General features: G+C 55.9%; 27 protein-coding genes and 1 other RNA gene. 10 read left to right on the plus strand and 18 right to left on the minus strand.

Annotation, left to right across the window (positions count from 1 at the left end):
* Window positions 1–55: 55 nt before the first annotated feature.
* On the plus strand, window positions 56–1204 hold the full coding sequence (locus H6973_07810; GenBank protein MCP5125532.1) for a porin: 1149 nt from the start codon (window positions 56–58) through the stop codon (window positions 1202–1204).
* 183 nt (window positions 1205–1387) lie between these two features.
* Here H6973_07810 and H6973_07815 read toward each other — a convergent pair whose 3' ends face one another.
* The 3 genes from H6973_07815 to rpiA all read right to left on the minus strand — a co-directional run bounded on the left by H6973_07815 (window position 1388) and on the right by rpiA (window position 2696).
* Window positions 1388–1615: a YgiT-type zinc finger protein gene (locus H6973_07815; GenBank protein ID MCP5125533.1), complete on the minus strand. Its 228-nt coding sequence runs from the start codon at window positions 1613–1615 to the stop codon at window positions 1388–1390.
* A gap of 165 nt (window positions 1616–1780) precedes the next feature.
* A complete protein-coding gene (locus tag H6973_07820; protein ID MCP5125534.1) occupies window positions 1781–2020 on the minus strand; it encodes a DUF4258 domain-containing protein in 240 nt (79 codons plus the stop codon).
* A gap of 13 nt (window positions 2021–2033) precedes the next feature.
* A complete protein-coding gene (gene rpiA / locus H6973_07825; GenBank protein ID MCP5125535.1) occupies window positions 2034–2696 on the minus strand; it encodes a ribose-5-phosphate isomerase RpiA in 663 nt (220 codons plus the stop codon).
* A 34-nt stretch (window positions 2697–2730) separates the two neighbouring features.
* Here rpiA and ilvA point away from each other — a divergent pair, with 34 nt between their 5' ends.
* A complete protein-coding gene (gene ilvA / locus H6973_07830; protein MCP5125536.1) occupies window positions 2731–4251 on the plus strand; it encodes a threonine ammonia-lyase, biosynthetic in 1521 nt (506 codons plus the stop codon).
* Between the two features lies 1 nt (window position 4252).
* Here ilvA and H6973_07835 read toward each other — a convergent pair whose 3' ends face one another.
* The 4 genes from H6973_07835 to H6973_07850 all read right to left on the minus strand — a co-directional run bounded on the left by H6973_07835 (window position 4253) and on the right by H6973_07850 (window position 5722).
* Window positions 4253–4852 carry a 5-formyltetrahydrofolate cyclo-ligase gene (locus tag H6973_07835; GenBank protein ID MCP5125537.1) on the minus strand — a complete coding sequence of 200 codons (600 nt, stop codon included), beginning with the start codon at window positions 4850–4852 and terminating at the stop codon, window positions 4253–4255.
* 61 nt (window positions 4853–4913) lie between these two features.
* Window positions 4914–5102: non-coding RNA, 6S RNA (ssrS, locus tag H6973_07840), on the minus strand.
* A 54-nt stretch (window positions 5103–5156) separates the two neighbouring features.
* Window positions 5157–5447, minus strand: a complete 291-nt coding sequence (locus tag H6973_07845) for a cell division protein ZapA (protein MCP5125538.1) — start codon at window positions 5445–5447, stop codon at window positions 5157–5159.
* The gene (locus tag H6973_07850; protein MCP5125539.1) at window positions 5444–5722 is read right to left on the minus strand and encodes a TIGR02449 family protein; all 279 of its coding nucleotides are present in this window, start codon (window positions 5720–5722) and stop codon (window positions 5444–5446) included. Before H6973_07850 ends, H6973_07845 begins: the two co-directional genes overlap by 4 nt.
* A 164-nt stretch (window positions 5723–5886) precedes the next feature.
* Here H6973_07850 and H6973_07855 point away from each other — a divergent pair, with 164 nt between their 5' ends.
* The 3 genes from H6973_07855 (at window position 5887) to H6973_07865 (ending at window position 7152) form a co-directional block, all read left to right on the plus strand.
* Entirely contained in the window at window positions 5887–6132 is a 246-nt protein-coding gene (locus H6973_07855; GenBank protein MCP5125540.1) for a hypothetical protein, read from the plus strand.
* 286 nt (window positions 6133–6418) lie between these two features.
* Window positions 6419–6796, plus strand: a complete 378-nt coding sequence (locus tag H6973_07860) for a transposase (protein ID MCP5125541.1) — start codon at window positions 6419–6421, stop codon at window positions 6794–6796.
* Window positions 6797–6822: 26 nt separating this feature from the next.
* Window positions 6823–7152, plus strand: coding sequence for a hypothetical protein (locus tag H6973_07865; GenBank protein MCP5125542.1), 330 nt, complete (start codon window positions 6823–6825; stop codon window positions 7150–7152).
* Between the two features lie 30 nt (window positions 7153–7182).
* Here H6973_07865 and H6973_07870 read toward each other — a convergent pair whose 3' ends face one another.
* Window positions 7183–8268 (minus strand): helix-turn-helix domain-containing protein, encoded by a 1086-nt coding sequence (locus H6973_07870; protein ID MCP5125543.1) that lies wholly within the window; start codon window positions 8266–8268, stop codon window positions 7183–7185.
* A gap of 230 nt (window positions 8269–8498) precedes the next feature.
* Between H6973_07870 and H6973_07875 the strand changes: the two genes are divergently transcribed.
* On the plus strand, window positions 8499–8780 hold the full coding sequence (locus H6973_07875) for a hypothetical protein (protein MCP5125544.1): 282 nt from the start codon (window positions 8499–8501) through the stop codon (window positions 8778–8780).
* Window positions 8781–8862: 82 nt separating this feature from the next.
* Here H6973_07875 and H6973_07880 read toward each other — a convergent pair whose 3' ends face one another.
* The 4 genes from H6973_07880 to H6973_07895 all read right to left on the minus strand — a co-directional run bounded on the left by H6973_07880 (window position 8863) and on the right by H6973_07895 (window position 14125).
* Window positions 8863–9090, minus strand: a complete 228-nt coding sequence (locus tag H6973_07880; GenBank protein ID MCP5125545.1) for a histone H1 — start codon at window positions 9088–9090, stop codon at window positions 8863–8865.
* Between the two features lie 146 nt (window positions 9091–9236).
* Window positions 9237–10607, minus strand: a complete 1371-nt coding sequence (gene prsR, locus H6973_07885; GenBank protein MCP5125546.1) for a PEP-CTERM-box response regulator transcription factor — start codon at window positions 10605–10607, stop codon at window positions 9237–9239.
* The gene (prsK, locus tag H6973_07890; GenBank protein MCP5125547.1) at window positions 10580–12706 is read right to left on the minus strand and encodes a PEP-CTERM system histidine kinase PrsK; all 2127 of its coding nucleotides are present in this window, start codon (window positions 12704–12706) and stop codon (window positions 10580–10582) included. Before prsK ends, prsR begins: the two co-directional genes overlap by 28 nt.
* Window positions 12707–12724: 18 nt before the next feature.
* Window positions 12725–14125, minus strand: coding sequence for a TIGR03013 family PEP-CTERM/XrtA system glycosyltransferase (locus H6973_07895; GenBank protein MCP5125548.1), 1401 nt, complete (start codon window positions 14123–14125; stop codon window positions 12725–12727).
* A gap of 159 nt (window positions 14126–14284) precedes the next feature.
* Here H6973_07895 and tviB point away from each other — a divergent pair, with 159 nt between their 5' ends.
* Together tviB and H6973_07905 are read left to right on the plus strand one after the other, a co-directional pair.
* Window positions 14285–15562: a Vi polysaccharide biosynthesis UDP-N-acetylglucosamine C-6 dehydrogenase TviB gene (tviB, locus tag H6973_07900; protein ID MCP5125549.1), complete on the plus strand. Its 1278-nt coding sequence runs from the start codon at window positions 14285–14287 to the stop codon at window positions 15560–15562.
* Window positions 15559–16566, plus strand: a complete 1008-nt coding sequence (locus H6973_07905) for an NAD-dependent epimerase (protein ID MCP5125550.1) — start codon at window positions 15559–15561, stop codon at window positions 16564–16566. The genes tviB and H6973_07905 overlap by 4 nt, the downstream gene beginning before the upstream one ends.
* A gap of 16 nt (window positions 16567–16582) precedes the next feature.
* On the opposite strand, the gene dnaQ is transcribed toward H6973_07905, so the two are convergent.
* Both dnaQ and rnhA read right to left on the minus strand, forming a co-directional pair.
* Window positions 16583–17308, minus strand: coding sequence for a DNA polymerase III subunit epsilon (gene dnaQ / locus H6973_07910; protein MCP5125551.1), 726 nt, complete (start codon window positions 17306–17308; stop codon window positions 16583–16585).
* Between the two features lies 1 nt (window position 17309).
* Entirely contained in the window at window positions 17310–17795 is a 486-nt protein-coding gene (gene rnhA / locus H6973_07915; protein ID MCP5125552.1) for a ribonuclease HI, read from the minus strand.
* A gap of 22 nt (window positions 17796–17817) precedes the next feature.
* On the opposite strand from rnhA, the gene mraZ reads away from it, so the two are divergent.
* Complete coding sequence (gene mraZ, locus H6973_07920; GenBank protein ID MCP5125553.1) at window positions 17818–18333, plus strand: division/cell wall cluster transcriptional repressor MraZ; 516 nt, start codon at window positions 17818–17820, stop codon at window positions 18331–18333.
* A 20-nt stretch (window positions 18334–18353) separates the two neighbouring features.
* On the opposite strand, the gene H6973_07925 is transcribed toward mraZ, so the two are convergent.
* The 4 genes from H6973_07925 to nagZ all read right to left on the minus strand — a co-directional run bounded on the left by H6973_07925 (window position 18354) and on the right by nagZ (window position 22766).
* Entirely contained in the window at window positions 18354–20198 is a 1845-nt protein-coding gene (locus H6973_07925; GenBank protein MCP5125554.1) for a hypothetical protein, read from the minus strand.
* A gap of 122 nt (window positions 20199–20320) precedes the next feature.
* Window positions 20321–21073, minus strand: a complete 753-nt coding sequence (locus H6973_07930; GenBank protein MCP5125555.1) for an S-methyl-5'-thioinosine phosphorylase — start codon at window positions 21071–21073, stop codon at window positions 20321–20323.
* Window positions 21074–21106: 33 nt separating this feature from the next.
* Window positions 21107–21664 (minus strand): hypoxanthine-guanine phosphoribosyltransferase, encoded by a 558-nt coding sequence (locus tag H6973_07935; GenBank protein MCP5125556.1) that lies wholly within the window; start codon window positions 21662–21664, stop codon window positions 21107–21109.
* Window positions 21665–21719: 55 nt separating this feature from the next.
* A complete protein-coding gene (nagZ, locus tag H6973_07940) occupies window positions 21720–22766 on the minus strand; it encodes a beta-N-acetylhexosaminidase (GenBank protein MCP5125557.1) in 1047 nt (348 codons plus the stop codon).
* A 216-nt stretch (window positions 22767–22982) separates the two neighbouring features.
* On the opposite strand from nagZ, the gene cysD reads away from it, so the two are divergent.
* Window positions 22983–23891 carry a sulfate adenylyltransferase subunit CysD gene (gene cysD / locus H6973_07945; protein MCP5125558.1) on the plus strand — a complete coding sequence of 303 codons (909 nt, stop codon included), beginning with the start codon at window positions 22983–22985 and terminating at the stop codon, window positions 23889–23891.
* The last annotated feature ends 1 nt before the right edge of the window (window position 23892 follow it).

Genomic DNA, 23892 nt, shown 5'->3' on the forward strand with positions numbered 1-23892 from the left:
AGGAAAGCTGCATTCAACTTATTGATCAATTAGTAATTACCTTAGAGATTGCGCCATGAAAAAATCCATTCTTGCTCTGGCTGTTGCTGCATCGCTTGCTATTCCACTCGTTGTCGAGGCTGATACGATTCTCTATGGTTCTGCGCGGGTATCGGTGGACTATAACGACGAGAAAGTAGGGGCGCTTGACAAGGCGCTAGGGATTGCTGATCCCGATGGAAACTGGAATATTGTCAATAACGCCTCGCGTCTGGGGGTGCAAGGTTTCGAGGAATTAGGCGGTGGCCTGAGCGCGGTTTACCAATATGAATTTGGAGTCGATGCGACTGAAGGCGGTAATTTTGAAGGCAACCGTCCTAAGTTTGTCGGTCTCCGGGGCGATTTTGGAACTTTGACGGTAGGCACCCAGGATACTCCCTACTACAACGTTGCGGGTATTACCGATATCTTCAATACCGATAAATCATTTGGTTCTACCGTTTGGCTAGGCGGTTCCTTCAACGGCTTTGATATCGATCTTAGCACGGGTCGGGCGGTCGGTGGGGGCGCATTATTTCGTCTCGAAAACAGCCTCTATTACATTACGCCGAATTTCAATGGTTTCACTGCTGAAGGCATGCTGGTCATGAATGGCAGCGACAACGATGCGCAAGGTTATTCAAATGGTATCGATATTTGGAATCTTGCGGGTAAATATGTTAATGGTCCTTTCTTTGCCGGCGTTAGCTATATCAAGTTGGAAGGAAAGAACAATATTGCATTGACTGATGGCACTCTGAGCACCCTGGATTTGGATCAGTGGGTTTTAGGTCTGGGTTATTCTCAAGGTCCGTTTGCCGTCGGTTTTATCTATGAACGAGGTGATTTCAACACGTTTAGTCTGTTAAGCAAAACGCAATTTAGTGGCGAATACCTGTTCGGCAACGATGACGCAGATAACTGGTATCTCACTGGCCAATATAGCTTCGGCAATAATACCGTGCGGGCGGCTTATGGTCGGATGAATACCAGCCTCAAATCGAGTCAGGCAATCGAAGCTCTCGGAATTCATGATGACGACACGATCGATAATTACCTGATTGGCTATGAGTACAATTTCAGCAAGCGCACCCGCGTATGGGCTGAATATATTGGTCGTGACGCCAATACCTTGTTGAATGGCGACCAGAATGCCTTCTCTATAGGCACGCGCGTCGATTTCTGATTTATCAGGCCTGGGCAAACAACGGGCGTAAGGGCGAACGGGCGCTACCGTGAGGCAGCGCCCGTTTTTTTATATTCAGGACTTTCGCTTGGCTACCATATAAAGCATGGTAATGATCAATAAATATCTATATATAGTAAAAAATAGCCCATAAGCGAAAGTCCTGATATTTTGTAAGAGACGTTAAGCCGCCATATCAACGACCTCAACACTTATCTGCTTTTTTACGGGGTGCGCTGTCAAAAGATGACGATCAATCGCATCGAGAGTGGCAGCGTGAAAATAACGTTCTCCGCATTCCTGGCAAACCTCCGCCTCGACATTCTCAATAATATAAAGGCGGTCTCGCAACCAATGCTGTCTTTTGACCTTTTTTATGCGGGTTTCACCGCCACAAAATTCGCAGATCATGATTCCTCCGTCAAAGCATATACAGTGATAATCACCAGATTGGCATCCTCCCTGAATCGGCAAACAACATGGATGTAACCGTTCAGTCCCCCCCTTTGCCAAAGGGGGGTGAGAGGGGATTTTGGCCTCGTCGCCCGTGCGTAATCCCCCCCCGGCCCCCCTTTTTCAAAGGGGGGAGGTGAATACTTGTACATGGATTAGCCGTCTATTTCTGGCTGGACCTTCAATACGATATCGCGTACCTCGGGCATTCTTTGATAGTTTCTTTTCAATACGCCCTTTGAATACTGCATATTCGATGTCATCACGCTCCAGGTTATCATCAAGCATCTCCTCTTCTGCATGAGAAGAAAGATAATAAGCCCGATCAATAAGCTTCTGGCGAATTTTCTGAATGTTGGCCATGAGCCGTCCCGCTTCAAATCTTTAATACCTTTACGCTACCATCTGCCATTCCCAACAACAATACATCCGCCGGTCGCTGGGCAAATAACCCGACCGTTACCACGCCCGCGATATTATTGAGTTCCGCTTCCAATTTAGACGGCTCCAGAATCGTCAGGTTATAAACATCCAGGATCAGATTGCCGTTATCCGTGATAAAATTCTCCCGTAGCACCGGCTGGCCGCCGCGTTTCAACAATTCGCGCCCGACATAACTGCGCGCCATCGGGATCACTTCAATCGGCAAAGGAAACGTCCCTAATATATCGACCAATTTGGATTGATCGGCAATACACACAAACCGTTCGCTGGCGGCAGCTACAATTTTTTCCCGGGTCAACGCCCCACCGCCGCCCTTGATCATTTGTAATTGATGGTTGACCTCATCGGCACCATCGACATACAACAGCAACGGCCCGGCGGCGTTTAAATCCAACACTGGGATTTTGTACGCCTTCAAGCGTTGCGTCGTGACTTCGGAACTCGATACCGCGCCTTCAAGCCGATGCTTGATCCGCGACAGGGCGTCAATAAAATAGTTGACTGTTGAACCAGTGCCGACGCCGATAACCGTGTCATCTTCGACATACTCCAGGGCCGCTGCCGCGGCGCGCTTTTTCATCTCATCGCTGGACATAGCGGTCTTTTCTCCTGAGTCTTTCAAAATCATTATGCACGACTACATCAAAAAAATTCTCACCGCGCGCGTTTACGACGTCGCCATTGAATCACCGCTGGAGGTGATGAATCGCCTCTCCCGACGCTTGAACAACCGGATATTGCTCAAACGCGAAGACCTGCAACCCGTGTTCTCTTTCAAACTGCGCGGTGCATATAACAAGATTTCCAAACTGCCGCGCGCGGCTCTGGACAAAGGCGTGATCTGTTCGTCAGCCGGTAACCACGCCCAGGGCGTTGCCTTAGCCGCGCAACGGCTAGGGATTAAGGCCACCATCGTCATGCCGCGCACCACGCCGGCGATTAAAGTGCAAGCCGTGCGCGACCGGGGCGGCAAAACCGTGTTGTATGGCGATACCTACGATGAAGCCTATCAACATGCCCGGCAACTGGAAGCGGACAAGGGCCTGACCTTCATTCACCCTTATGACGATCCCGAGGTCATTGCTGGCAATGGCACCATTGGCATGGAAATCCTGCGCCAACATCCCGATCCCATCGAAGCGGTCTTCATCGCGGTCGGTGGCGGCGGTCTGGTCGCCGGGGTCGCCACTTATATCAAATTCCTGCGGCCCGAGATCAAAATCATCGGCGTCGAGCCGGATGACGCCGCCTCTATGCATCAGGCGCTGGAGCATGACCAGCGGATTACGCTGGATCAAGTCGGCATTTTCGCCGACGGCGTAGCGGTTCGCCAGGTGGGCGAGGAAACTTTTCGCCTGGCGCGAGAACTGGTAGACGAAATCATCGTCGTCTCCACTGACGAAATCTGCGCCGCCATCAAGGATATTTTCGACGATACCCGCTCGATTGCCGAACCCGCCGGGGCGTTGGGCGTGGCCGGAGTGAAGAAATATGTGGAGCGCGCCGGCGTCACGGGCGCGAATTTAATTGCCATTAATTGTGGGGCTAACATCAACTTTGACCGGTTGCGCCACGTCGCCGAGCGGGCCGAGTTGGGCGAACGGCGTGAGGCGCTGCTGGCGGTGACGATCCCGGAGCGGCCTGGCAGCTTCCGCAAGTTCTGCCAGACCATCGGCAAGCGCTCCATCACCGAATTCAACTATCGTTATGCCGACGACCGGGAGGCGCAGGTGTTTGCCGGCATTCAGCTCAGCGAGGGCGAGGAGGAGAAGAACCGGATTATCGATGCCTTACGCGAACAGGACTATCCGGTCATCGACATGAGCGACAACGAGATGGCCAAGCTGCATGTGCGCTACATGGTCGGCGGCCATGCGCCGGGCATCCGCGATGAAATTCTCTATCGCTTCCAGTTCCCAGAACGGCCCGGCGCGTTGCTGAAATTCCTGACCGGCATGGCGCAGGGCTGGAATATCAGTCTGTTCCATTACCGCAATCACGGCTCGGATCATGGCCGGGTGCTGGTCGGCATCCAGGTGCCGGAGGCGGAGCGGCCGCAGTTCCATCAGTACCTGCAGGAACTAGGTTATCCCTTCTGGGAAGAGACAGATAATCCGGCTTATCGGTTGTTTCTGGATGGACGGGGTTGATTTATTTGAATCCATTGCTGGCGAACACGTACCGATTTTTCTCGGTTATCGCCATGTCCAGCGGCACGTCCCAAAGCTGCCGGATGAGCGCATTAACCCGTTGAAATTCATAACCCAGTCCGATGAGTCGGGGGCGATGGCCTCGCCAATTCGGGTCCAACAGGAAGGCGAAACTGCGATCGTAAAATCCTCCACCCATGCCCAAGCGCGTCCCAGTGACATCGAATGCTGTTAATGGCGTCAATACCCAGTCCATATCGAAGGGCTGCCGCCATGCAGTGGGAGAAACCTGGGGTTCGGGGATGTTGAAACGATTACGACGCAGTGGAGCATCGCATTGATAAGGGGCGAACCGTAGCGCCTCGCCCGCCAGCACCGGCAAATAGATCTTCTTATCTGCGAGCCAGGCGTGTTTCAGTAGTAGCGCGGGATCAAGCTCGCCCTGACAGGCATAGTAACCGGCGATAGCAGCTACGTTGGCAAAATCGGGTTCATCAGCGAGCCGTTGAGTAACAGCCAGCGCCGCTGTCTGCTGCTCGGCAGCCGAAAGGGCGCGACGTCGAGCGCGTAGGGATTGACGCAGAATATCCTGGGGCAACACCGGGGGGATCACGCTGGCAAAAGAAAAACGGGCAAGCCGCCCGTCCCAGAAGTTAAAGAGGGCGTTTTCCGCCTGTGCCGTCTCGGACCTTGCCCTTGAACCACGGCGGTTCAAGTGGGGAGCAGCGCGATGCATCAGGCTTTCCACAACGCGGCAGACATGCACACCTGCACCAGCAGCCGCGCCCCTGGGTATAATCAATTAGGATCAAGGGGTTACCCAGTCCACTACTCGAACACCGCAGAAAACGCCCAAACTGAAAATCGTTCACGCACCAGGATTATAACTCAATTAACGCTGCTTGCTAAAGCACGGCGTCAACTTTCTGCAATAAATCCCGCACCTGATGGCTGATGATGGCTTCCGCTTCCGCTGTATGACGTTGTTGCTGAAGTAAATCATGGCTAAGATTCAAAGCGGTCATCACGGCAATCGCCTCCAGACTTAAATGCTTGCCTTGGTTGCGAATCGCTCCCATCCGTTCATTCAGATAACGGGCCGCTTCTAGCAATTCATCCCGTTCCGATGGCTGGCAGGCAAACCGGTATTCGTACCCGATCAATTGAACGACGACACTATGGGTTTCCTGGTTCACGGGGCTTGCTCCAGATCTCTCAGGCGCACAATCATGGTTTCGATACGGGAACGGGATTGCTCGTTCTTGTCATGCAGGGCATCGCGTTCGGTCTGCAAGGCGGTCGTTTGCTGACGCAATTCCTGATTTTCCCAAGTCAGCTGCTCGCACCGTCGCACCAGTTGTTCGACCCGTTCGGCGAGAATGGCTAAATCGGTCACCACCGTTCCGGAGGGATCATCGAAATCCTCGGTCGTGAAGGGTGCTGTATTTTGTTCAAAGTTTTCGCTGTCCATAAAAACACTATAACTCGATTCTCAAGTTTTTAGAACTTGACAAAGTGATGAAACGGGCAGCGGGTCATTCTTGCCAGACTCGGGTTCCCGCCTGGGCTGGAGCCGTCACGGTACTGACCCAGTGGCCCGCTACCGCTGGGTAGTCTAAGGTAGACTTCAGCATCATGGCCAGTGAGCTGATCGAGGAACCGACTCTGTTGATCCGTCAACCCTTACTGTTTGTTCAAGAGTTTGTCGCCGCGCTAGACGAGGCGTTGCGGGCACACGATAGGGCGGGTCGGGGGCTCTCGCGGTTGCAGCAACGGTGGTTAAGCTTTTGCCTGATGGCGATCATGATCACCCATCGTCTCTGCTGGGCGCGCTTTGAGCGCGTGGGACTGGGGCGCTATTCGCAAGCGGTGCTGTCGTGAGTCTTTTGCCGGGCCAAACTGCCGTGGGAAGGGCTGTTGGCGCTGAGTGTCCGGGTGATTCTGCACCGTTATGGGATCACGAGCGGCACCGCTGGTGGCGGATGATAGTGACCGGGCGCGCAGTAAGGTCACGCGGCGGTTCACAAGCTCAAGGACAAGACCAGCGGTGGTTATGTCATGGGCCAGTGTCTGGTATTCCTGCTTTTGGTCACGGCCACGGTGACATTCCCGGTGGGGGTGGCCTTCCATCAACCCGATCCGGCCCTGCGGGCCTGGTGCCGGCGGGATGACGAACTCAAACGGCAAAAGATCGCCAAGCGGGCACGCCCGGCGGGCCCCGGCCCGAGATCCAGCCTACCCGACCAAGAGCGCGCTGTGCCTGCAGCTCTTGGAGCGGTTTGCCCGCGAACACCCGACCGTGCAGGTGCAAGCCGTGCTGGTGGACGCGTGGTATGGTACCCAGGCCTTTCTGGAGCAGGCCAGCGCCCTCTTTGGTGGTGTCCAGGTCATCAGTCAGCGTCGCCACAACCAGAAGGTGCGCTTTCGCAACCGCAGCCTGACGCTGGAGACCTTTTCATCCGCTATCCCGGCGTCGCCCAGCGCTATCCACGGCGTGGTGATGAACCCGTCGACGTCATCATCAGCAGTGCGCGTTTGTGGGTAGAAGTCCATGGACGTAAGCAATTGATCGTGGCTGTGAAGTATGCCGGGGAAACCGAGTATCGTTATTTAGTCGCCACCGACTTGAGTGGGCGAACCGAAGATGTCTTCCGGACCTTTACCTTACGCTGGCTGGTCGAGGTCTTCATCCAGGACTGGAAAGGCCATCAAGGCTGGGGCACCTTGGCCAAACAGCCAGGCGTTGAGGGGTCAAGCCACGGCCTGATCTTAAGCCTGCTGGTGGACCAGGGTCTCCTGCTGCATCCGGCCCAGCTCGCCCGGTTGAAGAACCGGCAACCGGCGGTGACCGTCGGGAGCCTGATCGAGCGCATCAAGGTCGAGAGCATTCCCCAGAGTTAAATCCGGATGAACAGGTTTGGGTGGTGTCCCTCAGTTTACGTGATGAGCATCGTCGAGTGCGGGGAACAAGTGTTTGATGGTTTCCAAGGTATTCAGAAACGGTGCGGGTACCCGAAAGCCCAGCAACTCCGCCGTGGTCCAGATATGATCGGTCATCCCCGCCGCCATGGCCGGCGTGACAGGCCGCCATTTACGGGGCGATCCGTTGCCTCGGGTCGGTTCCGGGGTGGGCAATTCCTCACGCAGGCTCAGGTGGGGCAAGCAGAAATGGTAGTAAGCCAACGACAGCCACACCTGCTTTTCCATCCACGACCGTTGCTTGGAAAACGCGGTCGTCTTGCGAGCCAACCGCCGATTGTGTTCGCGCCAGGCCAGGTTATCCCGCTCCACAAAGCTCGTGTTGATCGTCGTGCTGGTGGCGGATGCGGCCAATCGCGCCTGAAGCTCGTCCGCGCTTCCCCAGACCCTCTTACGGGTCACCTCGACCACCCGTCCTTTTTCACGTCGCTTAACCACTTGAGCATACAGCAAATTCGGCGGTGGGCGGCACCGTGGGGCCGGATATCGTCCTCGCGTCCCTTGGCGCTCGGGCTGATACCATTCCCCATAGGCATGGAGCAAGGCGCTGGGATAGCCCGGCCATTGGTCGCTAGTAAAGAAGGGGACGTGATCGTCGGTCACATACACCACGCGCTCCAGGAGCAGGTTCGCCTGAGCCTGCGTGCGCTGGCCCACGACAAACCCTACCACCAGGCGCCATTCGGGCGCAAAGGCGACCCACACCCAAGCATCGCCATCCGTCTCGCACCATTGCTGCGCCATCGGCAGATTCTGGTCCTTGGTATGGACAAAGCTCCACAATTCATCCAGTTGACACTCGGTCACCGTCAGCTCGCGCCAATGGGACAAAACCACCAAACGACATTGCTGGGCGGCCCGAGTCAACCACGCACAAACCGTATCCTTGTCGATCTGGACGATTCGTGCCGTACCCTGGATGGAATTTCCCTCCGCCAACGCCCGCATCGCCAGTTCGAAAACGGCGGGGTCGGCCTCGAGGTCAAAATACGCAGTTCCGTACGTCAAGGACACTCTCCTCCCGCACGAACGACACAACGCCTGCTTTTTCCCGTGACTGGAACCATTTTTGACCAACAACCCTTGACCAAAGGGCCGACCGTAGTGGTGACAGGAACGATTGGGGCAGTAGAGCGTTTCCCACTTCATAAGATCCCCGGTCAGTGATTAACACCACAATCACAATGAGGATACATGTTGTCGTCGTCACTGGCTTAGCTCATCACGTAAACTGAGGGACACCACCCAGGTTTGGAATGAGATCAAAAATGGTCATCTGGAAAAGGAGCCGATTAAAAACAGAGCTCCTGAGTCATCTCGATGTTGAACTCGCGGCTCACGGAGCGATGTGGTTCAAACGAAACATCTTGGATCTCACGGCCACATCAGCGCGAGAACTCCTTCGAGGCCGATCCGGCAACCGGGCACAGGTCGATGATGATCGGCTTGATGCCTACTATCGTTTCGCAGGTTTGGAGACCGTTCAGAGACCGGAGGAAACCATCGCATCGGTTTCAAACAACCTGCATGAGCGGGTGTACAGCGAATAGTTAAAAATAGAATTTGACTCAATTTCACCCGAAACGCTGGAATCCACCGAAAATCCGATCGGACCAGATGCCTCCTAACCTGTCAAAACTTTTGCAACAGCCCACTAGCAATCTCCTTCCGCTCTTCCGGCGTGAGTTTCTCTGCTCGCGCCTTCCCCCCCTTCTTTCCACCAAGGCGGCCAAGCGCCACCGCCGCCGGATTCTTATTCGGCTGTTCTGGTTCCTTGGTTTCCTCGTCCGTCGCTTGATCTACAATCGACTTGGCGAGTTGGTTGAGGTCGAGCCGACCTTTGCTTGAGCGTTTAGGCATGGTGGAGTCAGTATGCTTAGGCTCCCGCTGACCGTCAAGATGCTAAATTTCAAACTGAGACACTACCCAAACCCGATTCCGCATAGAAACCGGACAAATTCAAGAGTAACTACCCGTTCCTGTTTCTGATGCCTGAAACCTCTATATCAGGCTTTCAGATTATGCTTACTCAACAGGGTGTACAGGGTGGGCCGGGTAATGCCCAGCAACTCGGCAGCCTGGGAAAGATTGTTCTGGGTGTAATTGAGCGCTTGCAAAATAGCATGCCGCTCAGCTTGCTCGCGCGCCTGGCGCAGGTCAGGCGGAGGTTCGATGGCAACCGCCACATCTTCATCGTCCGTTTCCAATTCCAGGTCCTGGGCAGTCACCTGACCCGATTCGCTCATGATCAATGCTCGCTTGAGCCGATTTTCCAATTCCCGAATATTGCCCGGCCAGCGATACCTCTCCAGCGCCCGCACTGCATCAGAAGCAAAATTCAGCCGGGCCTTGCCCAGCGATTCTCCAAAGGTATTCAACAACGCACGGGCAATCAGCAATACATCTCCCTCCCGTTCGCGCAGCGCAGGAATCTGGACCGTGATTTCGCTGATCCGGTAGTAGAGATCTTCACGGAACTGGCCTTCATCGATCAAGGCTGAAAGATCGCGGTGCGTTGCACACACCACACGGACATCGACCGGGATCATCTCGCGGCCGCCGACTCGCTCGATCACCCGTTCCTGCAAAAAACGCAACAACTTAGCTTGCAGTGGGAGCGGCAAATCGCCTACTTCGTCGAGCATCAGCGTCCCACCGTCCGCATACTCGATCTTCCCTCGATTCTGCTTGACGGCACCGGTAAAGGAACCCTTTTCATGGCCGAATAACTCGCTTTCCAACAGAGCGTCGGGAATCGCCGCACAGTTAATGGCCACAAACGCGCCCTGGGATCGGCAACTCAGTTCATGCAGCGCTCGCGTCAACACTTCCTTGCCAGTACCGCTTTCCCCCAGTAGCAATACATTCGCATTGGTCGGCGCGATTTTCCGAATTTTCCGGCAGATTTTGAGCATCTCCGGGCTACCGGCGATCATACCCGGTAACGGCATGGTCATCTGGTGAGCCAGCAATTCCCGGTTCTCCTGCTCCAGCGTATACAGGTTATAGGCGCGATCCACCAATAAGCGGAGCACGTCGGCATCCACTGGCTTCTGGTAAAAATCGTAAGCGCTCATTGCAATCGCTTGAAGGGCGTTTTTGCGCTCGTCATTGCCGGTGACCACGATAACCTTAGCTTCCGGGGCCAGTGCGCGAATTTGTTCAAGCGCTTTCAACCCTTCTGAGGCATTGGCTGGGTCCGGCGGCAACCCCAGATCCAGCAGCACAATCGACGGCGTATGCCGCCGCACCTGGGCCAAACCCGTCTCACGATCCTCGGCCATGAGTACTTCATAACCGTCAAAGCACCAACGCAATTGGCTGCGCAAGCCGGAGTCGTCCTCGATGATTAATAACTTTCGGCTGGATTCTGCCATTCGCGGGTCTCTGTTTCGATGTTTGCCACGTTCGGATTCTCAATCAACGGCAACCGCAGAAAAAAGGTCGTACCCTGACCAGGCTGGCTGTTGACCGTCAACTCGCCACCGGCGGCGTGGGCGAATTCACGACTTTCATAAACGCCGATGCCCATACCGGCGTTGCCTTTGGTAGTCGTAAAAGGACGGAACAACCGCTCGCGAATAAACTGTTCGTCCATACCGCAGCCATCATCATGCACTGCTGCTACCGCGATTGATCCTTCGGAGTAAACCGTCACTTCAACCATGCCTTCCGCACCGGTCGCTTCCTGGGCGTTCTGAATCAGATGTTCCAGCATCGCGACCAAGCGTTCCGGGTCAGCCTGAATCCAGGGTTCATCATCGGCCACGAATCGTGCGACGGGCGCCGGACGTTGTACCGCACGCGCTTCGACTGCGCGCTTCACCACGGTTTTTAACGCCATTGAACGTGCAGCGCTGGCCAGCGGTTCCTTGCGCAGCTGCGCCAGTAGCCGGTTCATGCGCTCAGTGGCATTGGTCACGGTCTGAAAAGCGTCTTCAACAAACGCCGGATTTTTCCCGTGGCGTGCGGCATTGGCTACTACCAGCGCCAATTGGGCAGCGATATTCTTGAGATCATGGACCACATAAGCCGATAACCGGTGAAACGCCTCGAACTGGCGCGCTTCACTTAACGCTTCACTAGTTTCCAGCAGAGCCACGTAACTGGCTACCTGACGACCGGCCGTTTTGAGCAAGTCGCGATCCTCCCAGTTGATCTGCTGCGGGGCGCGCGCTTCGGCGAGGACCAGAAAACCCTGTAAATGATCACCCAGCAACAAGGGTACAATCAACCAGACCCGGCGCGCTTTACGCAGCCAGTCCGGCAGAATTAAATCACCGTACAGTTCCGGTTCGCGCCAATACTCATCCAATTCAACTACCCACTGGCGTTTTTCCAGAAAACGCGCCAATGATGAATCGACGGGTTCGACCTGAATCGCCGGTTCATTACGGTCACGCATATTATGGCAGGCGATCAGAGTGAAGCCGTCCGGTTCTCGCCGCGCCCAGAGCGCGCCGCCGGTGCTATGGACAATTTCGGCCACCGCACGGATGATCCGTTCCTGGGGAGACTCACTGGGATCGCCGGAGGACAGGGTGCCGATGAACTTCAACCATTCTTCCCGATAGTCATATTTATAGCTAAAAAAGTGCTTGTTCATCAGCACCAGCGCCCTAGCGCGCACTTGCCCGGAAAACAATAGCGTTGCCAACAGGACGCCCGCACCGGTCAGAAACGCCAATTGCAAGGTTGCCCCCCAGGTGCCGCCGTAAGCCCGGACGTAATAACCCGCGCCCGCCATCGTCAGCAGATAAACGCCCGCGCCGAAAATAGTCGCCGAATGCAGCACAGCTCGTCGCGAAACAAACACCTCCATCGACCATTCCGGATTGCGCGCCGCCGCTAGGGCGATCATAGGCGCGGCGAAGGCGCTTACCAATCCGCGCGCCTCCCAGATGACCGGATCCAGCCGTTTGAACAGCAGCGCATCGGCATACAGGAAAAAATCATAAGCGAACAACAACCCTAACCCTAGATAGAGGAATTTGGTGGCCCAGCGCCGTTGGGGATGAGTATTACGGAAGAGTTGTTCAATCAGCGCCAATCCCGCGATGGCCAAACCAATATGCCCCAGAATCCCGGCATCCGCGGGTAGTTCAAACTGGGAACTCCACAAGGGTTGCAGGTCGACCGCGAACAACACGGTTGCGTAGCTCGCCAGTCCGGTCCAGAACCATTGAACCCAACGGTTCGTCCAGGTTTCGCGAACCAGGGGTTCGAGCAATGCCGCCAGAAACGCCAGCCATGCCACACTATGGATGATTTCCAGCAATTGATACAGCCAGTCCGGCGCCAGCACTTCGGCGCTGGCGTACATCGCCGCCCGCAATGCCCATAACAAGGTGATCAACACAGCGGTCACCAGCAATCCCCCCTGCAAGCGGCCGCGCCAACTGGTCAACAACAACAGGAAGAGAATGAGCCAGCCGGCTGCCGCCATGCCATAACCAATCACTCCCAACAAGCTCATAGATACTCTGTCCTGTAGCTAGTGCGCGCCCCGGCCCCACAGCACGGTATGCACCGTCTGCAACAGGATCACGATGTCGAAAAAGAAACTGTAATTCTTAATGTAGTACATGTCGTACTGCAATTTTTCGCGGGCGTCTTCCTCGGATGCGCCATAGGGATAACAAATCTGCGCCCAGCCGGTGATGCCGGGCTTGACCATGTGGCGCATTGAATAGAAAGGGATTTTTTTGGCCAGTTCGGCAACAAATTGCGGTCGTTCCGGGCGCGGCCCTACAAAGCTCATATCGCCGCGCAATACATTAAACAGCTGCGGCAACTCATCAATGCGGGTATCGCGCAGCACAGCGCCGACCCGGGTAATCCGACTGTCGTTGGCCTGCGCCCAGCGCGCCACGCCATCTTTTTCCGCATCGGTTCGCATACTACGAAACTTGATCACCTCGAACAGATCATCATTCAAACCAACCCGGGTTTGCCGATAGAGAATCGGTCCGCGAAATCCCGACTCGATCCAGATCGCCAGGGTCGCGCCCAACATCAACGGCCAGGCCAATGCGAGCAGGATTAAACTGACGGCAATATCGAACAACCGTTTCAAAGTTTCCTCGATCAAGGCCCGGCGAAACCCATCCGCGAAAATCAGGTTGCTAGGTCGCAAGGCATCGAGTTGGATCTTGCCGGTCTCCTGCTCGTAGAAATGCAGGAAACCGCTAATGCGAAATCCCTGAATTTTACATTCCAGAACCTGATCGATGGGAAACCCTTTGCGCCGATCGTCCAGCGCCACTACAATTTCGTCAATCCGCAAGCGATCTGCTAAATCAGACAGATGGCCAGACGCTTCAAGCAAATCACTTGCTGGAACACGTAAATTCTCGTCTTCATGAAGCCGCACATAACCGGCGATCAGAAAACTGGTATTCGCATCCTGTTGCATCTCCTGGATACGACTAGCGTTTTGACCTACGCCCAGCACCAGTACCCGGCGTTTGAGCGCTTCGCGATCAGACGCTTCAAAGAATAAAAAACGCAACAATAAAATACCGAAAAAGGCGATGACAAAGCTCAGACTGAACTCACCGCGCCCCAGAGACAGGTCTGGAAACAAATAATACGCCAGCGTCATCGTAAACAGGCCGACCAGAAAGCTGACGCCAATGCGCAACAGCATATCCCCCCGGCCGCTCCAGAAGTTGCGCTCATACAAACCCATCGCGGTCATAATGGATAACATGACCCCAACAAAAACCAGCGCGCTTGGAGCTACTTCGCTCAGAGGCGGCGCGATGCTTTGCTCGGTGAGCGCCATCAGGCGCAAGGAGCGGCCAAAATAGATCGACCAGAACAGAAAGAGCATCTCGGCGGCTAGTAGCGTCAGGAATGCCCGGGAAACATAATGTCTGAATAGACGGATCATAGGGTGCTTGATGCAAATTGATCGGAATCGGTTAGAGCCGGTCGAAACCCGCATTTTGGTGGAAAGCAGTTACGCTCCCGCCATTATTCCTCTCCTGTGTACGTTCTATACTAATCCTATACTCGTACTAATTAAATCATTGTGAATGGAGCATGATCGATGTTTGACCTCGCTACGACCCGTATCGGGATTATCGGCCTCGGTTACGTAGGGTTGCCGCTGGCCGTCGAATTTGGCCAGCATTTTCCTACCTTCGGCTTGGACATCAATCAGGCGCGCATTCGAGAATTACAGGCGGGAGTCGACAATACGCTGGAAGTGACGACTGAGGAACTCCGTCAGGCCCACCAGCTGCGCTATACCGACAGCCCGGAGGATTTGGCGAATTGTAATGTGTATATCATTACCGTTCCCACCCCCGTGGATGAGTATAGACGTCCCGACTTTGCTCCGTTGATCGGCGCCAGCACCACAGTGGGCCGGTTGCTCAAGCCCGGTGATGTAGCGATTTATGAATCAACCGTGTACCCGGGGGCCACCGAGGAAGTGTGTGTGCCAATCCTGGAGCGGGAGTCAGGATTGCGCTTCAACGGCGATTTTTTCGCCGGCTACAGTCCCGAGCGCATCAATCCTGGTGACAAAGAGCATCGCCTGACCACCATTCGCAAGATTACCGCTGGCTCCACGCCTCAAGCAGCGGAATTCGTGGACGCTTTATATCGATCCATCATTACCGCCGGCACCCATCCGGCCTCCAGCATCCGGGTAGCGGAAGCGGCCAAAGTGATTGAAAACACCCAACGGGATGTCAATATCGCCCTGATCAACGAGTTGGCGCTGCTGTTCAACCGATTGGGCATCGACACTGAAGAAGTGTTGCTGGCGGCGGGCAGCAAATGGAATTTTCTGCCGTTCCGCCCAGGTCTGGTCGGCGGTCACTGCATCGGCGTCGATCCCTACTATTTGACGCACAAAGCCCAGGAGATCGGTTATCACCCGGAAATGATTCTGGCTGGGCGGCGAGTTAACGACGGCATGGGCGCCTACGTCGTGCAGCGAGTGGTCAAGCTGATGAACCAGCGGCGAATTCCGGTCATGGACGCCAAAGTTCTGATCATGGGTTTGACCTTCAAGGAAAATTGTCCCGATTTGCGCAATACCCGGGTGGTGGATATTGTCCACGATCTGCGCGACTACAACGCCCAAGTGGATGTTTACGATCCCTGGGTCAATCCCGAGGAAGCCCGGCATGAGTATGGCGTTGAGTTGGTCAGTCAACCGCAAGCCGGGCATTACGACGCTATCATCCTGGCGGTCGCTCACCGGCAGTTTCGAGAACTGGGTGCTGAGGGCATTCGGGCGCTGGGCAAGCCGGGGGCGGTGTTATTTGACGTGAAATACCTGTTGCCTATGGGTTCAGCGGACGGGCGGCTATGAAAATCTTGGTGACTGGCAGCGCTGGTTTCATCGGTTCAGCGTTGTCCCAGCGACTGCTGGAACGCGGCGATGAGGTCGTCGGTTTTGATAATCTCAATGATTATTATGACGTAAACCTGAAGCAGGCGCGGTTGGCCCGCTTACAAGCGTATCCGGGATTCACGGAGGTGCGGGCCAATCTGGAGGACCGGACGACGCTGACAGAGACGTTTGCCCAGCGTTGCCCGCAGCGAGTCGTGAACCTGGCGGCTCAGGCCGGAGTGCGTTATTCGATTCAGAATCCGCACGCCTATGTCGATTCCAACCTGGTCGGCTTCGTCAATATCCTGGAAGCCTGCCGCCATCACGGGGTCGAGCATCTGGTCTATGCCTCGACCAGTTCGGTTTATGGCGCTAATACCCGAATGCCGTTCTCGGTGCATGACAACGTCGATCATCCGGTCAGCCTATACGCCGCGACCAAGAAGGCGAATGAGTTGATGGCGCACACCTACAGCCATTTATACCGTCTGCCGACCACCGGCTTGCGGTTTTTCACGGTTTATGGTCCTTGGGGCCGTCCGGATATGGCGCTGTTTCTGTTCACTCGCGCCATTTTGGCGGGTGAACCTATTGATGTCTTTAATTACGGTCACCACCGGCGCGATTTCACGTATGTTGATGACATTGTCGAGGGAGTGATCCGGGTGCTGGATCGAGTGGCGACGCCCAATTCCGAGTGGTCCAGCGATGCACCTGATCCCGCCACCAGTTTAGCGCCCTATCGACTCTATAACATCGGCAGTAACCGACCGATTGAATTAATGCGCTATATTGAAGTGCTGGAAGAGTGTCTGGGACGCAAGGCCACCAAGAATCTGTTGCCGATGCAGTTAGGCGACGTGCCGGATACCTACGCTGATGTCGAGGCCCTGGTGAAAGATGTCGGTTATCAGCCCGATACGCCGATTGAGGAAGGCGTAGCGCGTTTTGTGGCCTGGTATCGGGAGTATTACCGGGTTTAGAGGGCCTTGCCGAATTTCATGTTGTCTCCAATCGCCGCCACACGCATGACCCGCCGCTGGTCTTGTCCAGCATTTCCAGATAGCGGGCATGTTCTGTCTGTTCCTGGGTATCGGCATGGAGCACCGGCAACGGCGAACGGTTGCGGGGTCGCGTCGTCCGTCGAGTCGACTCATGGCGTTGCGCCGTTGCCGCACTCTCCCGAATAAACAATGAATCCTGCTGGCGGGTCATCGCCAGATACACGTCGGCCAGAATCTCCGCATCCAGCAATGCGCCATGCAAAGTACGCTGGGTGTTATCGACGTTGTAGCGCTTACACAATGCATCCAGGTTATTGCGCTGACCCGGATGGCGCTGCCGGGCCAACAGCAAAGTGTCCTCAACCTTGCAAAGATTCTCGATCAGAAGGTGACCACGCCCACAGCGTTGCAACTCGTGGTTAAGGAAACCCACGTCGAAAGGCGCATTGTGAATAATCAATTCCGCATCCCGGACGAACCCCAGGAATGCATCGGCGACATCGGCAAAACGCGGTTGGTTGATGAGAAATTCGTTGGTAATGCCATGAACCTTGATCGCTTCCTCATCGATCAATCGATCCGGTTGCAAATACACATGAAAACGTTGGTCAGTCGGTCGCCGGTTCAAGAGTTCCAGACAGCCGATTTCAATGACCCGATGCCCTTGATTGGGATCGAGGCCGGTTGTTTCCGTATCGAGGACGACTTGTCGGGTTGGCATATCAGTTCACCGCTGAAGTCATGGTCAATCGCGCTGGGGAAATCGCTGCCCGCGCCAGCGCGTCCACCCGCTCGTTTTCCGGATGCCCGCTATGGCCACGCACCCACTCCCACTCGACCTGGTGTGGAGTCAGCGCGGTTTCCAAACGCTGCCAAAGATCGATATTTTTGACCGGCTGGCGGTCGGTGGTTTGCCAGCCGCGCCGTTTCCAGCCCGCCAACCATTCAGTAACGCCTTTCATCACATATTGGCTGTCGGTGCAAATCCGCACCCGCACCGGACGCTTTAATGCTTCCAGACCGTGAATGACCGCCAGTAGCTCCATGCGATTGTTGGTGGTCTGTGGTTCGCCGCCGGACAATTCCCGTTCCTTCCTTTTATAACGCAACAATGCCCCCCAACCACCCGGTCCGGGGTTGCCAGAGCAGGCGCCATCGGTAAACAATGTCACCTGCTCGCTGGAGAAATCTGCGATTGCATCGTTCAATTTGTTTGCTTTTCGCTACGTTATGACAAATTTTCTGGGTGAATTTGAATGCCGGCTCGACGCCAAGGCTCGAATGGCCCTACCAGCAGCACTGAGAAAACAGCTTCCCCCGGAAGCCGGAGAGCGTTTTGTCATCAATCGTGGATTTGAGCAATACCTCGCGCTGTATCCATTCACCGAATGGCAAAGAATTACCGCTGAACTTAACCGGCTCAATCTGTTCGTCAGAAAAAATCGTGAGTTTGTCCGCTATTTCCACCGGGGCGCAACAGAGCTTGAGCTGGATAGTCATGGCCGTTTGCTGTTGCCCCGGCGACTGCTGAGCTATGCCGGCATTCAGGATACCGTGATTTTACTAGCCTATGCCAACCGTATTGAATGCTGGGATCCGGCCCTGTACGAAAACCTGTTGTCCGATGAGCCAGCGGATTTCGCCCGGTTGGCCGAGGAAATTATGGGGAATGCGGATCATCCAGAGCAAGAGGGATTGCCAGGGTTCGGCCAGTTCCCGTTGATGCCGCCGGATTCGCGGCATTAAGTTGGACAAATCGGTTCTGCTCAACTCACGGCCCCTAGCGTCAGCACGTAACCCCCCGCGACCAGCAGCTCACCCGGTTTCGCCTCGGTTGCGGTATTCACGCCCGGCGCCAGCACATCGAGCAGATCGCCGGACGGCGTCAGTCGGTAAACGGGCATGTTCTGGCTTTCCAGCTGCGCCCACCAGCCATCGCGACGCACTTGCAGGCGCAGGTGGCGGCGCGACAGGCCCAGATATTCGGCGCTAATCCCGACCGTTTTAGCTGGGTTGCCGTCCCAGCGCAACGACCGAGGGTCCGCCAGCAGCCGTGGAGCGATATCTGCTTCCGAACCGCGTCCAAAACTGACGGCCCGTTCTCGCGGCACGGGCAGCGTTAATGGCGTTGGCAAGCGTAACCAGCCCAGATAATGCGCGGCCATCGGGCCAGGAACGCCATACAGTTCCAATTCCAGTTCTGGAAAAGGCCGCCATACGCTGGGCAAATCCAGCGGCGTCGACAGTCCCGCGACTTCGCCAAAAACCTGATCAGCGCTGTCAATGCGCAACCAGGCCACTGCCTCCGGATGATGGTCCGGCGCCAAGCTGCCTGCCCGGTTGAAGCTCAGCCGCCAATCGCTGATTCCAGCGGACGCATAGGTCGACAGGCGTTGCAAGGCGACTCCGGACACTTGCAGAGAGGCAGCCGGTCGTCGGGGAATCCAGGTCTGTTGATCTACTGCTGGCGCGGGCAACGGTAGTGTCGGGTGCGGAGCGGGAGGCTCCAGGGGGTTTTTAGGTTCATCCTCCCTCCCTGTATCTTCTGCTATCAGGGGGGCAGGCGTGTTGACTGACGATGAAGCAACGATTGGCTCTTCGAACTCGACTGGGATACCGAAAACCGGTTCGCGACGTCCCCAGGGGTCGATCCGGGGATAATCCTCGTCGGGTGGTAACCGTTCAGTCCCCCCCTTTGGTAAAGGGGGAAAGTGAACGTCTACGTCGGGTGAATTTACATACTCCACGGATTCCACAGCGGATTCTGACGGTTCCTGCTCCGGGGCATCCACGGGTTCATCATCGAGTTGCGGGAGCGACAGCGTTTGCTGGACCACCGGCTCCTGTTTGACGGGTGACTCCTCAACGCCGGACAATGCCGCGACCCATAACCGTAAACCGCGACCCCGCCGATCGCGCGCCAGAAAGCGACCACTACCATCTCCGGTCACAGTCAGACACGCTGGTGGTTCCGCCACTACATCCACGGCGATCGGCGGCCCAGGCCGTAACATCAACAGCACGGATTCGCCACTTATAAAAGGCCAGGCCGTAACCACCATACTGCTGGCCCGCCGGTCGCCATTTAACAACGTCAAGCGCTGACCGGGATAGATCAGTCCCAGTTGCCGCCATTCACTCTGACGATCGGTCGCCGTATCGATGCGAAACAAGGGGCTTTCGCCATACACCGGAATGTGGATCGCCCGACCGAACAGAAATTGCACTTCGCCGGACCGTAAGCTTGTATCCGGCTCCACCCGATAGCGAATCGCGGTCTCTTCGGCCAGATAGCGGCCTAGTTCCTGCTCGTGCAGACGCTGCAACTCGCGCAGCAGCGTACGCCGCCCGAAACTGTCCTCCAGCCGGTCATCGCGGATGTAATCGCGTTCAGGAATCCGGATAACGATCTGGCTGTAGCGGGTTTCCTTGCGTTGACGGGCGCGGGGGGTGCGGGGATGACGCTTGAGCGCTTCCATCAAGCATACGCCCTCCTGCCCGCCGCGAACCCGCTCCCAGAGCAGTTCAGCGTTGAAGACGTCCGGAACCTTGCGCAGAGTCGCGCAAATCACATAGTCGGATGCAACCAGCGCATCAAGATGGGTGGCCATGATTCTCTCAATCGTAAGCTGGGCGTCAAAATGGATTCGATTCGTCCCTGTCCGACCGGGTTCGCAACCAAACTCGCATGAGGTCCGCCGCAAGAGCGCCAGGGTCTTGATTAAAGGGCGGATCAGACCGCTTCCAGCGTCGGAATCACCTGGGCCAGCAACCGTTTAACCTGGTCCATACCGCTGGCCAGATTCCGTTCGATTTCCGCCATGGTGATTGGCCCGGATGACTTGCCTGCCGCCCAGTTGGCCACCACTGCGCAGGCGGCGTAAGATAAACCCAACTCGCGGGCCAACGCTGCTTCCGGCATTCCCGTCATGCCGACCATATCGCAGCCATCCCGCTCCATCCGGCGGATTTCCGCCGCCGTCTCCAGGCGCGGCCCTTGAGTTGCGCCATAAGCGCATGATTCATGAGCAGTCATCCCCAGGTTGCGGGCGGTCTGAATCAGCTTTTCCCTGAGTGCAGAGCAGTACGGCTCGGTAAAGTCGATATGAGTGACCTCCTTCAGATTATCTTCGAAGAAGGTGCTATGCCGGCCCCAGGTGTAATCCACGATTTGATCAGGAAAAGCCAGCCTGCCAGGTTCCATGTCGGCGCGAATGCCGCCAACCGCCGCAGTCGCGAGCACCTGTTTGACGCCAATGTGATGCAAAACCCAGAGATTAGCCCGGTAATTGATCCGGTGTGGCGGCAAAGTATGGTGTTGGCCATGCCGGGACAGAAACACCACCTTCCGTCCGCTGAGTTCACCGTAAATCAACGGACTGGAAGGTTCGCCATAGGGAGTAGACAAGGTTTCCCGGTGAGTGATCTTCAGGGTATCCAGAGTTGTGAGGCTAGTGCCTCCGATAATAGCGATCGTCGGTGTCATAGCGTGATACCTCGTTAGGCAACGATTATGCGCTCAATCACGAATCGCGTAGATCCCCGGCAGTTGCCGCCAATACTCTTTATAGTCCATGCCACAACCGAACACGTAGCGGTCCGGGATTTCCAGACCGATGAAGTCGACCGTTAATCCTGCAACCTTCCGATCATGTTGCTTATTGACCAGCACCGCGCTATAGGTCTCCATCGCGCCTTGCCGACGCACTTCTTCAACGATGGCTTTGAGGGTATCGCCTTCATCGAAAATATCGTCGACCACCAATACGACCCGACCCTCTACAGCCGGACGTGGCTGGGCAACCCAGTCAATCTCGCCGCCCCGAGTGCCGCTGCGATAGCGGGTGGCATGCACGTAACCGACTTGCAAAGGAAATGGCAAGCGCGCCAGGAGTTGCGCGGTGGGAATGAACGCGCCATTCATCACCATCAACACCAGCGGATCGCGCTGTTCCAGACGGGCGGTCACTTGAGTGGCCAAGCGATCCAGGGCGGACTGCACCTGTTCGGGCGAAAAGAGCCGCTCTGCATCGCGTAATACGGCAAGCGCCTGTTCAGGGGTAATAGTCGAGGACATAGCGAACTCCGAAAAGCAGGATAGATGGCAAACGCCAGTTTAAGCCTGCTTCAAATCAAATATCCATTTCCAGCAGGGGCGACGCATCATAATCCTGAACCAGGCGAACGGCGCGTTGCCAGACAGGATTGTAATGCAATCGTTTGAGATTGGGACGGCCACGCCCATGCAGGCGGATCAACCGCACCTGACTCACCGGATCAGGCTTTAGACCCAAATGATCGAGAATCGCTACGGCGGCCCGGCGATCATTACAGGCCAGCGCCATATCGCAACCGGCCATCAACGCGGCCCGCGCCCGCTCCGGCGGAGCGCCCGCTTCCTGAGCGCCCGCCATATCCAGATCGTCGCTGAAGACGACTCCATGAAACTCCAGTTCCTGACGCAGGATATCCTTGATCCAGCGCTCTGAGAAACCAGCCGGTCGGTCATCCACTTGTGGATAAAGCACATGGGCGGGCATCAGCGCCGCCAGACCGTAATGGATCATCCGTTCAAACGCCAGCAGGTCAGCCGTCGCCAGATCGACATAAGGGCGCGGGTCCACGGGCAACTCCAGATGCGAATCGGCGGCGATCCCGCCATGCCCTGGAAAATGCTTACCCACCGCTTCCATGCCGGCTTTCTGCATCCCGCTGACATAGGCATGGGCCAGATCAGCGACGACTTCGGGATCGTGATGAAACGCCCGGTCGCCAATGATGCCGCTCACGCCATGATCCAGGTCCAGCACCGGCGCAAAGCTGAAGTCGACGCCTACCGCCCGTAATTCGGCAGCCATCAGCCAACCGGTAATGCGCGCCAGTTGCTTGGCGCGCTGTGGATCCTGATCATGGATCTCGCCCAATCGCCGCACCGCTGGCAAGCGGGTGAATCCTTCGCGAAAGCGTTGAACCCGGCCGCCTTCATGATCCACGGCAACCAGCAGGCGTGGTTGCCGTAAGGCGTGAATGGTGTCGGTCAACGCCGCAACCTGCTCTGGCGACTCGTAATTGCGGGCAAACAGAATGACCCCGCCAACCAAAGGGTGTTTTAATAACTCACGTTCCTCGGCGGTCAGCGCCAAGCCTTCCAGTCCCAGCATCACCGGTCCCAACGCCATCAATCCACACTCCAAGTTCACAATTTCCACTCATGAATAACTGCAATGATAGCGGCTAATTCCATAATCGTCAGTTACCATGTTGGATGATTGATTTTGGGCTATATTGACGCCAGTCAGTCAAACCCCGACAATCGCTTTCCTGTTTGCTCCGCCGGTTTCCGGTAAAACCAGGCGGCGCGCTAACCGCTTTCGCATTCCAGCCCTACGGACCCCATGGACCCCTATAAACTGACTCATCTCAAGCAACTCGAAGCCGAGAGCATCCACATTATCCGTGAAGTCGCTGCGGAATTTGAAAAACCGGTGATGCTCTACTCGATTGGCAAGGATTCTTCGGTGATGTTGCGCCTGGCCTTGAAAGCCTTCCATCCAGGCAAGCCGCCGTTTCCGTTGTTGCATGTCGACACGACCTGGAAGTTCAAAGAAATGATTCGCTTTCGCGACGAACAGGCCAAGCGCCTGGGGCTGGAACTGATCGTTCACATTAATCAGGACGGATTAAACCAGGGCATCAACCCTTTCAGCCACGGCTCGCAAGTCCACACGGATATCATGAAAACCCAGTCGCTTAAGCAGGCGCTGGAGCGACACGGTTTCGACGCTGCGTTTGGCGGCGCACGGCGCGATGAAGAACGCTCGCGGGCCAAGGAGCGGGTCTACTCGTTCCGTGATCGCAACCACCGCTGGGACCCCAAGAACCAGCGTCCGGAATTGTGGAATCTTTATAACGGTCGAGTGCGCAAGGGCGAGAGTATCCGGGTCTTCCCTCTGTCCAACTGGACCGAGCTGGATATCTGGCAATACATTCATTTGGAAAATATTCCCATCGTACCTTTGTATTTTGCCGCGGAACGTCCAGTCGTCGAGCGGGATGGAACGCTGATCATGGTCGATGATGAACGGATGCCCCTGGAGCCAGGGGAAACGCCTCGGAAGGAATGGGTCCGGTTTCGCACCCTCGGTTGCTATCCGCTGACGGGCGCTATTCGTTCCCATGCAACGACTTTGCCGGAGATCATCCAGGAAATGCTGCTCACCCGCCACTCGGAACGCCAGGGCCGGCTAATTGATCACGACGCCGCCAGTTCCATGGAAGAGAAAAAGCGGCAGGGGTATTTCTAAC

Source organism: Gammaproteobacteria bacterium (assembly GCA_024235095.1).
GTDB lineage: Bacteria > Pseudomonadota > Gammaproteobacteria > Competibacterales > Competibacteraceae > UBA2383.

Coding starts and splice junctions, on each gene's coding strand:
- H6973_07905 (MCP5125550.1), top strand. CDS start 15,559: ATGAAAATCTTGGTGACTGGCAGCGCTGGTTTCATCGGTTCAGCGTTG.
- H6973_07850 (MCP5125539.1), bottom strand. CDS start 5,722: ATGGACAGCGAAAACTTTGAACAAAATACAGCACCCTTCACGACCGAG.
- ilvA (MCP5125536.1), top strand. CDS start 2,731: ATGCACGACTACATCAAAAAAATTCTCACCGCGCGCGTTTACGACGTC.
- H6973_07855 (MCP5125540.1), top strand. CDS start 5,887: ATGGCCAGTGAGCTGATCGAGGAACCGACTCTGTTGATCCGTCAACCC.
- nagZ (MCP5125557.1), bottom strand. CDS start 22,766: ATGGCGTTGGGACCGGTGATGCTGGGACTGGAAGGCTTGGCGCTGACC.
- prsR (MCP5125546.1), bottom strand. CDS start 10,607: ATGGCAGAATCCAGCCGAAAGTTATTAATCATCGAGGACGACTCCGGC.
- tviB (MCP5125549.1), top strand. CDS start 14,285: ATGTTTGACCTCGCTACGACCCGTATCGGGATTATCGGCCTCGGTTAC.
- H6973_07810 (MCP5125532.1), top strand. CDS start 56: ATGAAAAAATCCATTCTTGCTCTGGCTGTTGCTGCATCGCTTGCTATT.
- H6973_07895 (MCP5125548.1), bottom strand. CDS start 14,125: ATGATCCGTCTATTCAGACATTATGTTTCCCGGGCATTCCTGACGCTA.
- H6973_07930 (MCP5125555.1), bottom strand. CDS start 21,073: ATGACACCGACGATCGCTATTATCGGAGGCACTAGCCTCACAACTCTG.
- H6973_07935 (MCP5125556.1), bottom strand. CDS start 21,664: ATGTCCTCGACTATTACCCCTGAACAGGCGCTTGCCGTATTACGCGAT.
- cysD (MCP5125558.1), top strand. CDS start 22,983: ATGGACCCCTATAAACTGACTCATCTCAAGCAACTCGAAGCCGAGAGC.
- mraZ (MCP5125553.1), top strand. CDS start 17,818: ATGACAAATTTTCTGGGTGAATTTGAATGCCGGCTCGACGCCAAGGCT.
- H6973_07860 (MCP5125541.1), top strand. CDS start 6,419: ATGACGAACTCAAACGGCAAAAGATCGCCAAGCGGGCACGCCCGGCGG.
- dnaQ (MCP5125551.1), bottom strand. CDS start 17,308: ATGCCAACCCGACAAGTCGTCCTCGATACGGAAACAACCGGCCTCGAT.
- H6973_07875 (MCP5125544.1), top strand. CDS start 8,499: ATGGTCATCTGGAAAAGGAGCCGATTAAAAACAGAGCTCCTGAGTCAT.
- H6973_07880 (MCP5125545.1), bottom strand. CDS start 9,090: ATGCCTAAACGCTCAAGCAAAGGTCGGCTCGACCTCAACCAACTCGCC.
- H6973_07925 (MCP5125554.1), bottom strand. CDS start 20,198: ATGGCCACCCATCTTGATGCGCTGGTTGCATCCGACTATGTGATTTGC.
- H6973_07820 (MCP5125534.1), bottom strand. CDS start 2,020: ATGGCCAACATTCAGAAAATTCGCCAGAAGCTTATTGATCGGGCTTAT.
- rpiA (MCP5125535.1), bottom strand. CDS start 2,696: ATGTCCAGCGATGAGATGAAAAAGCGCGCCGCGGCAGCGGCCCTGGAG.
- prsK (MCP5125547.1), bottom strand. CDS start 12,706: ATGAGCTTGTTGGGAGTGATTGGTTATGGCATGGCGGCAGCCGGCTGG.
- H6973_07815 (MCP5125533.1), bottom strand. CDS start 1,615: ATGATCTGCGAATTTTGTGGCGGTGAAACCCGCATAAAAAAGGTCAAA.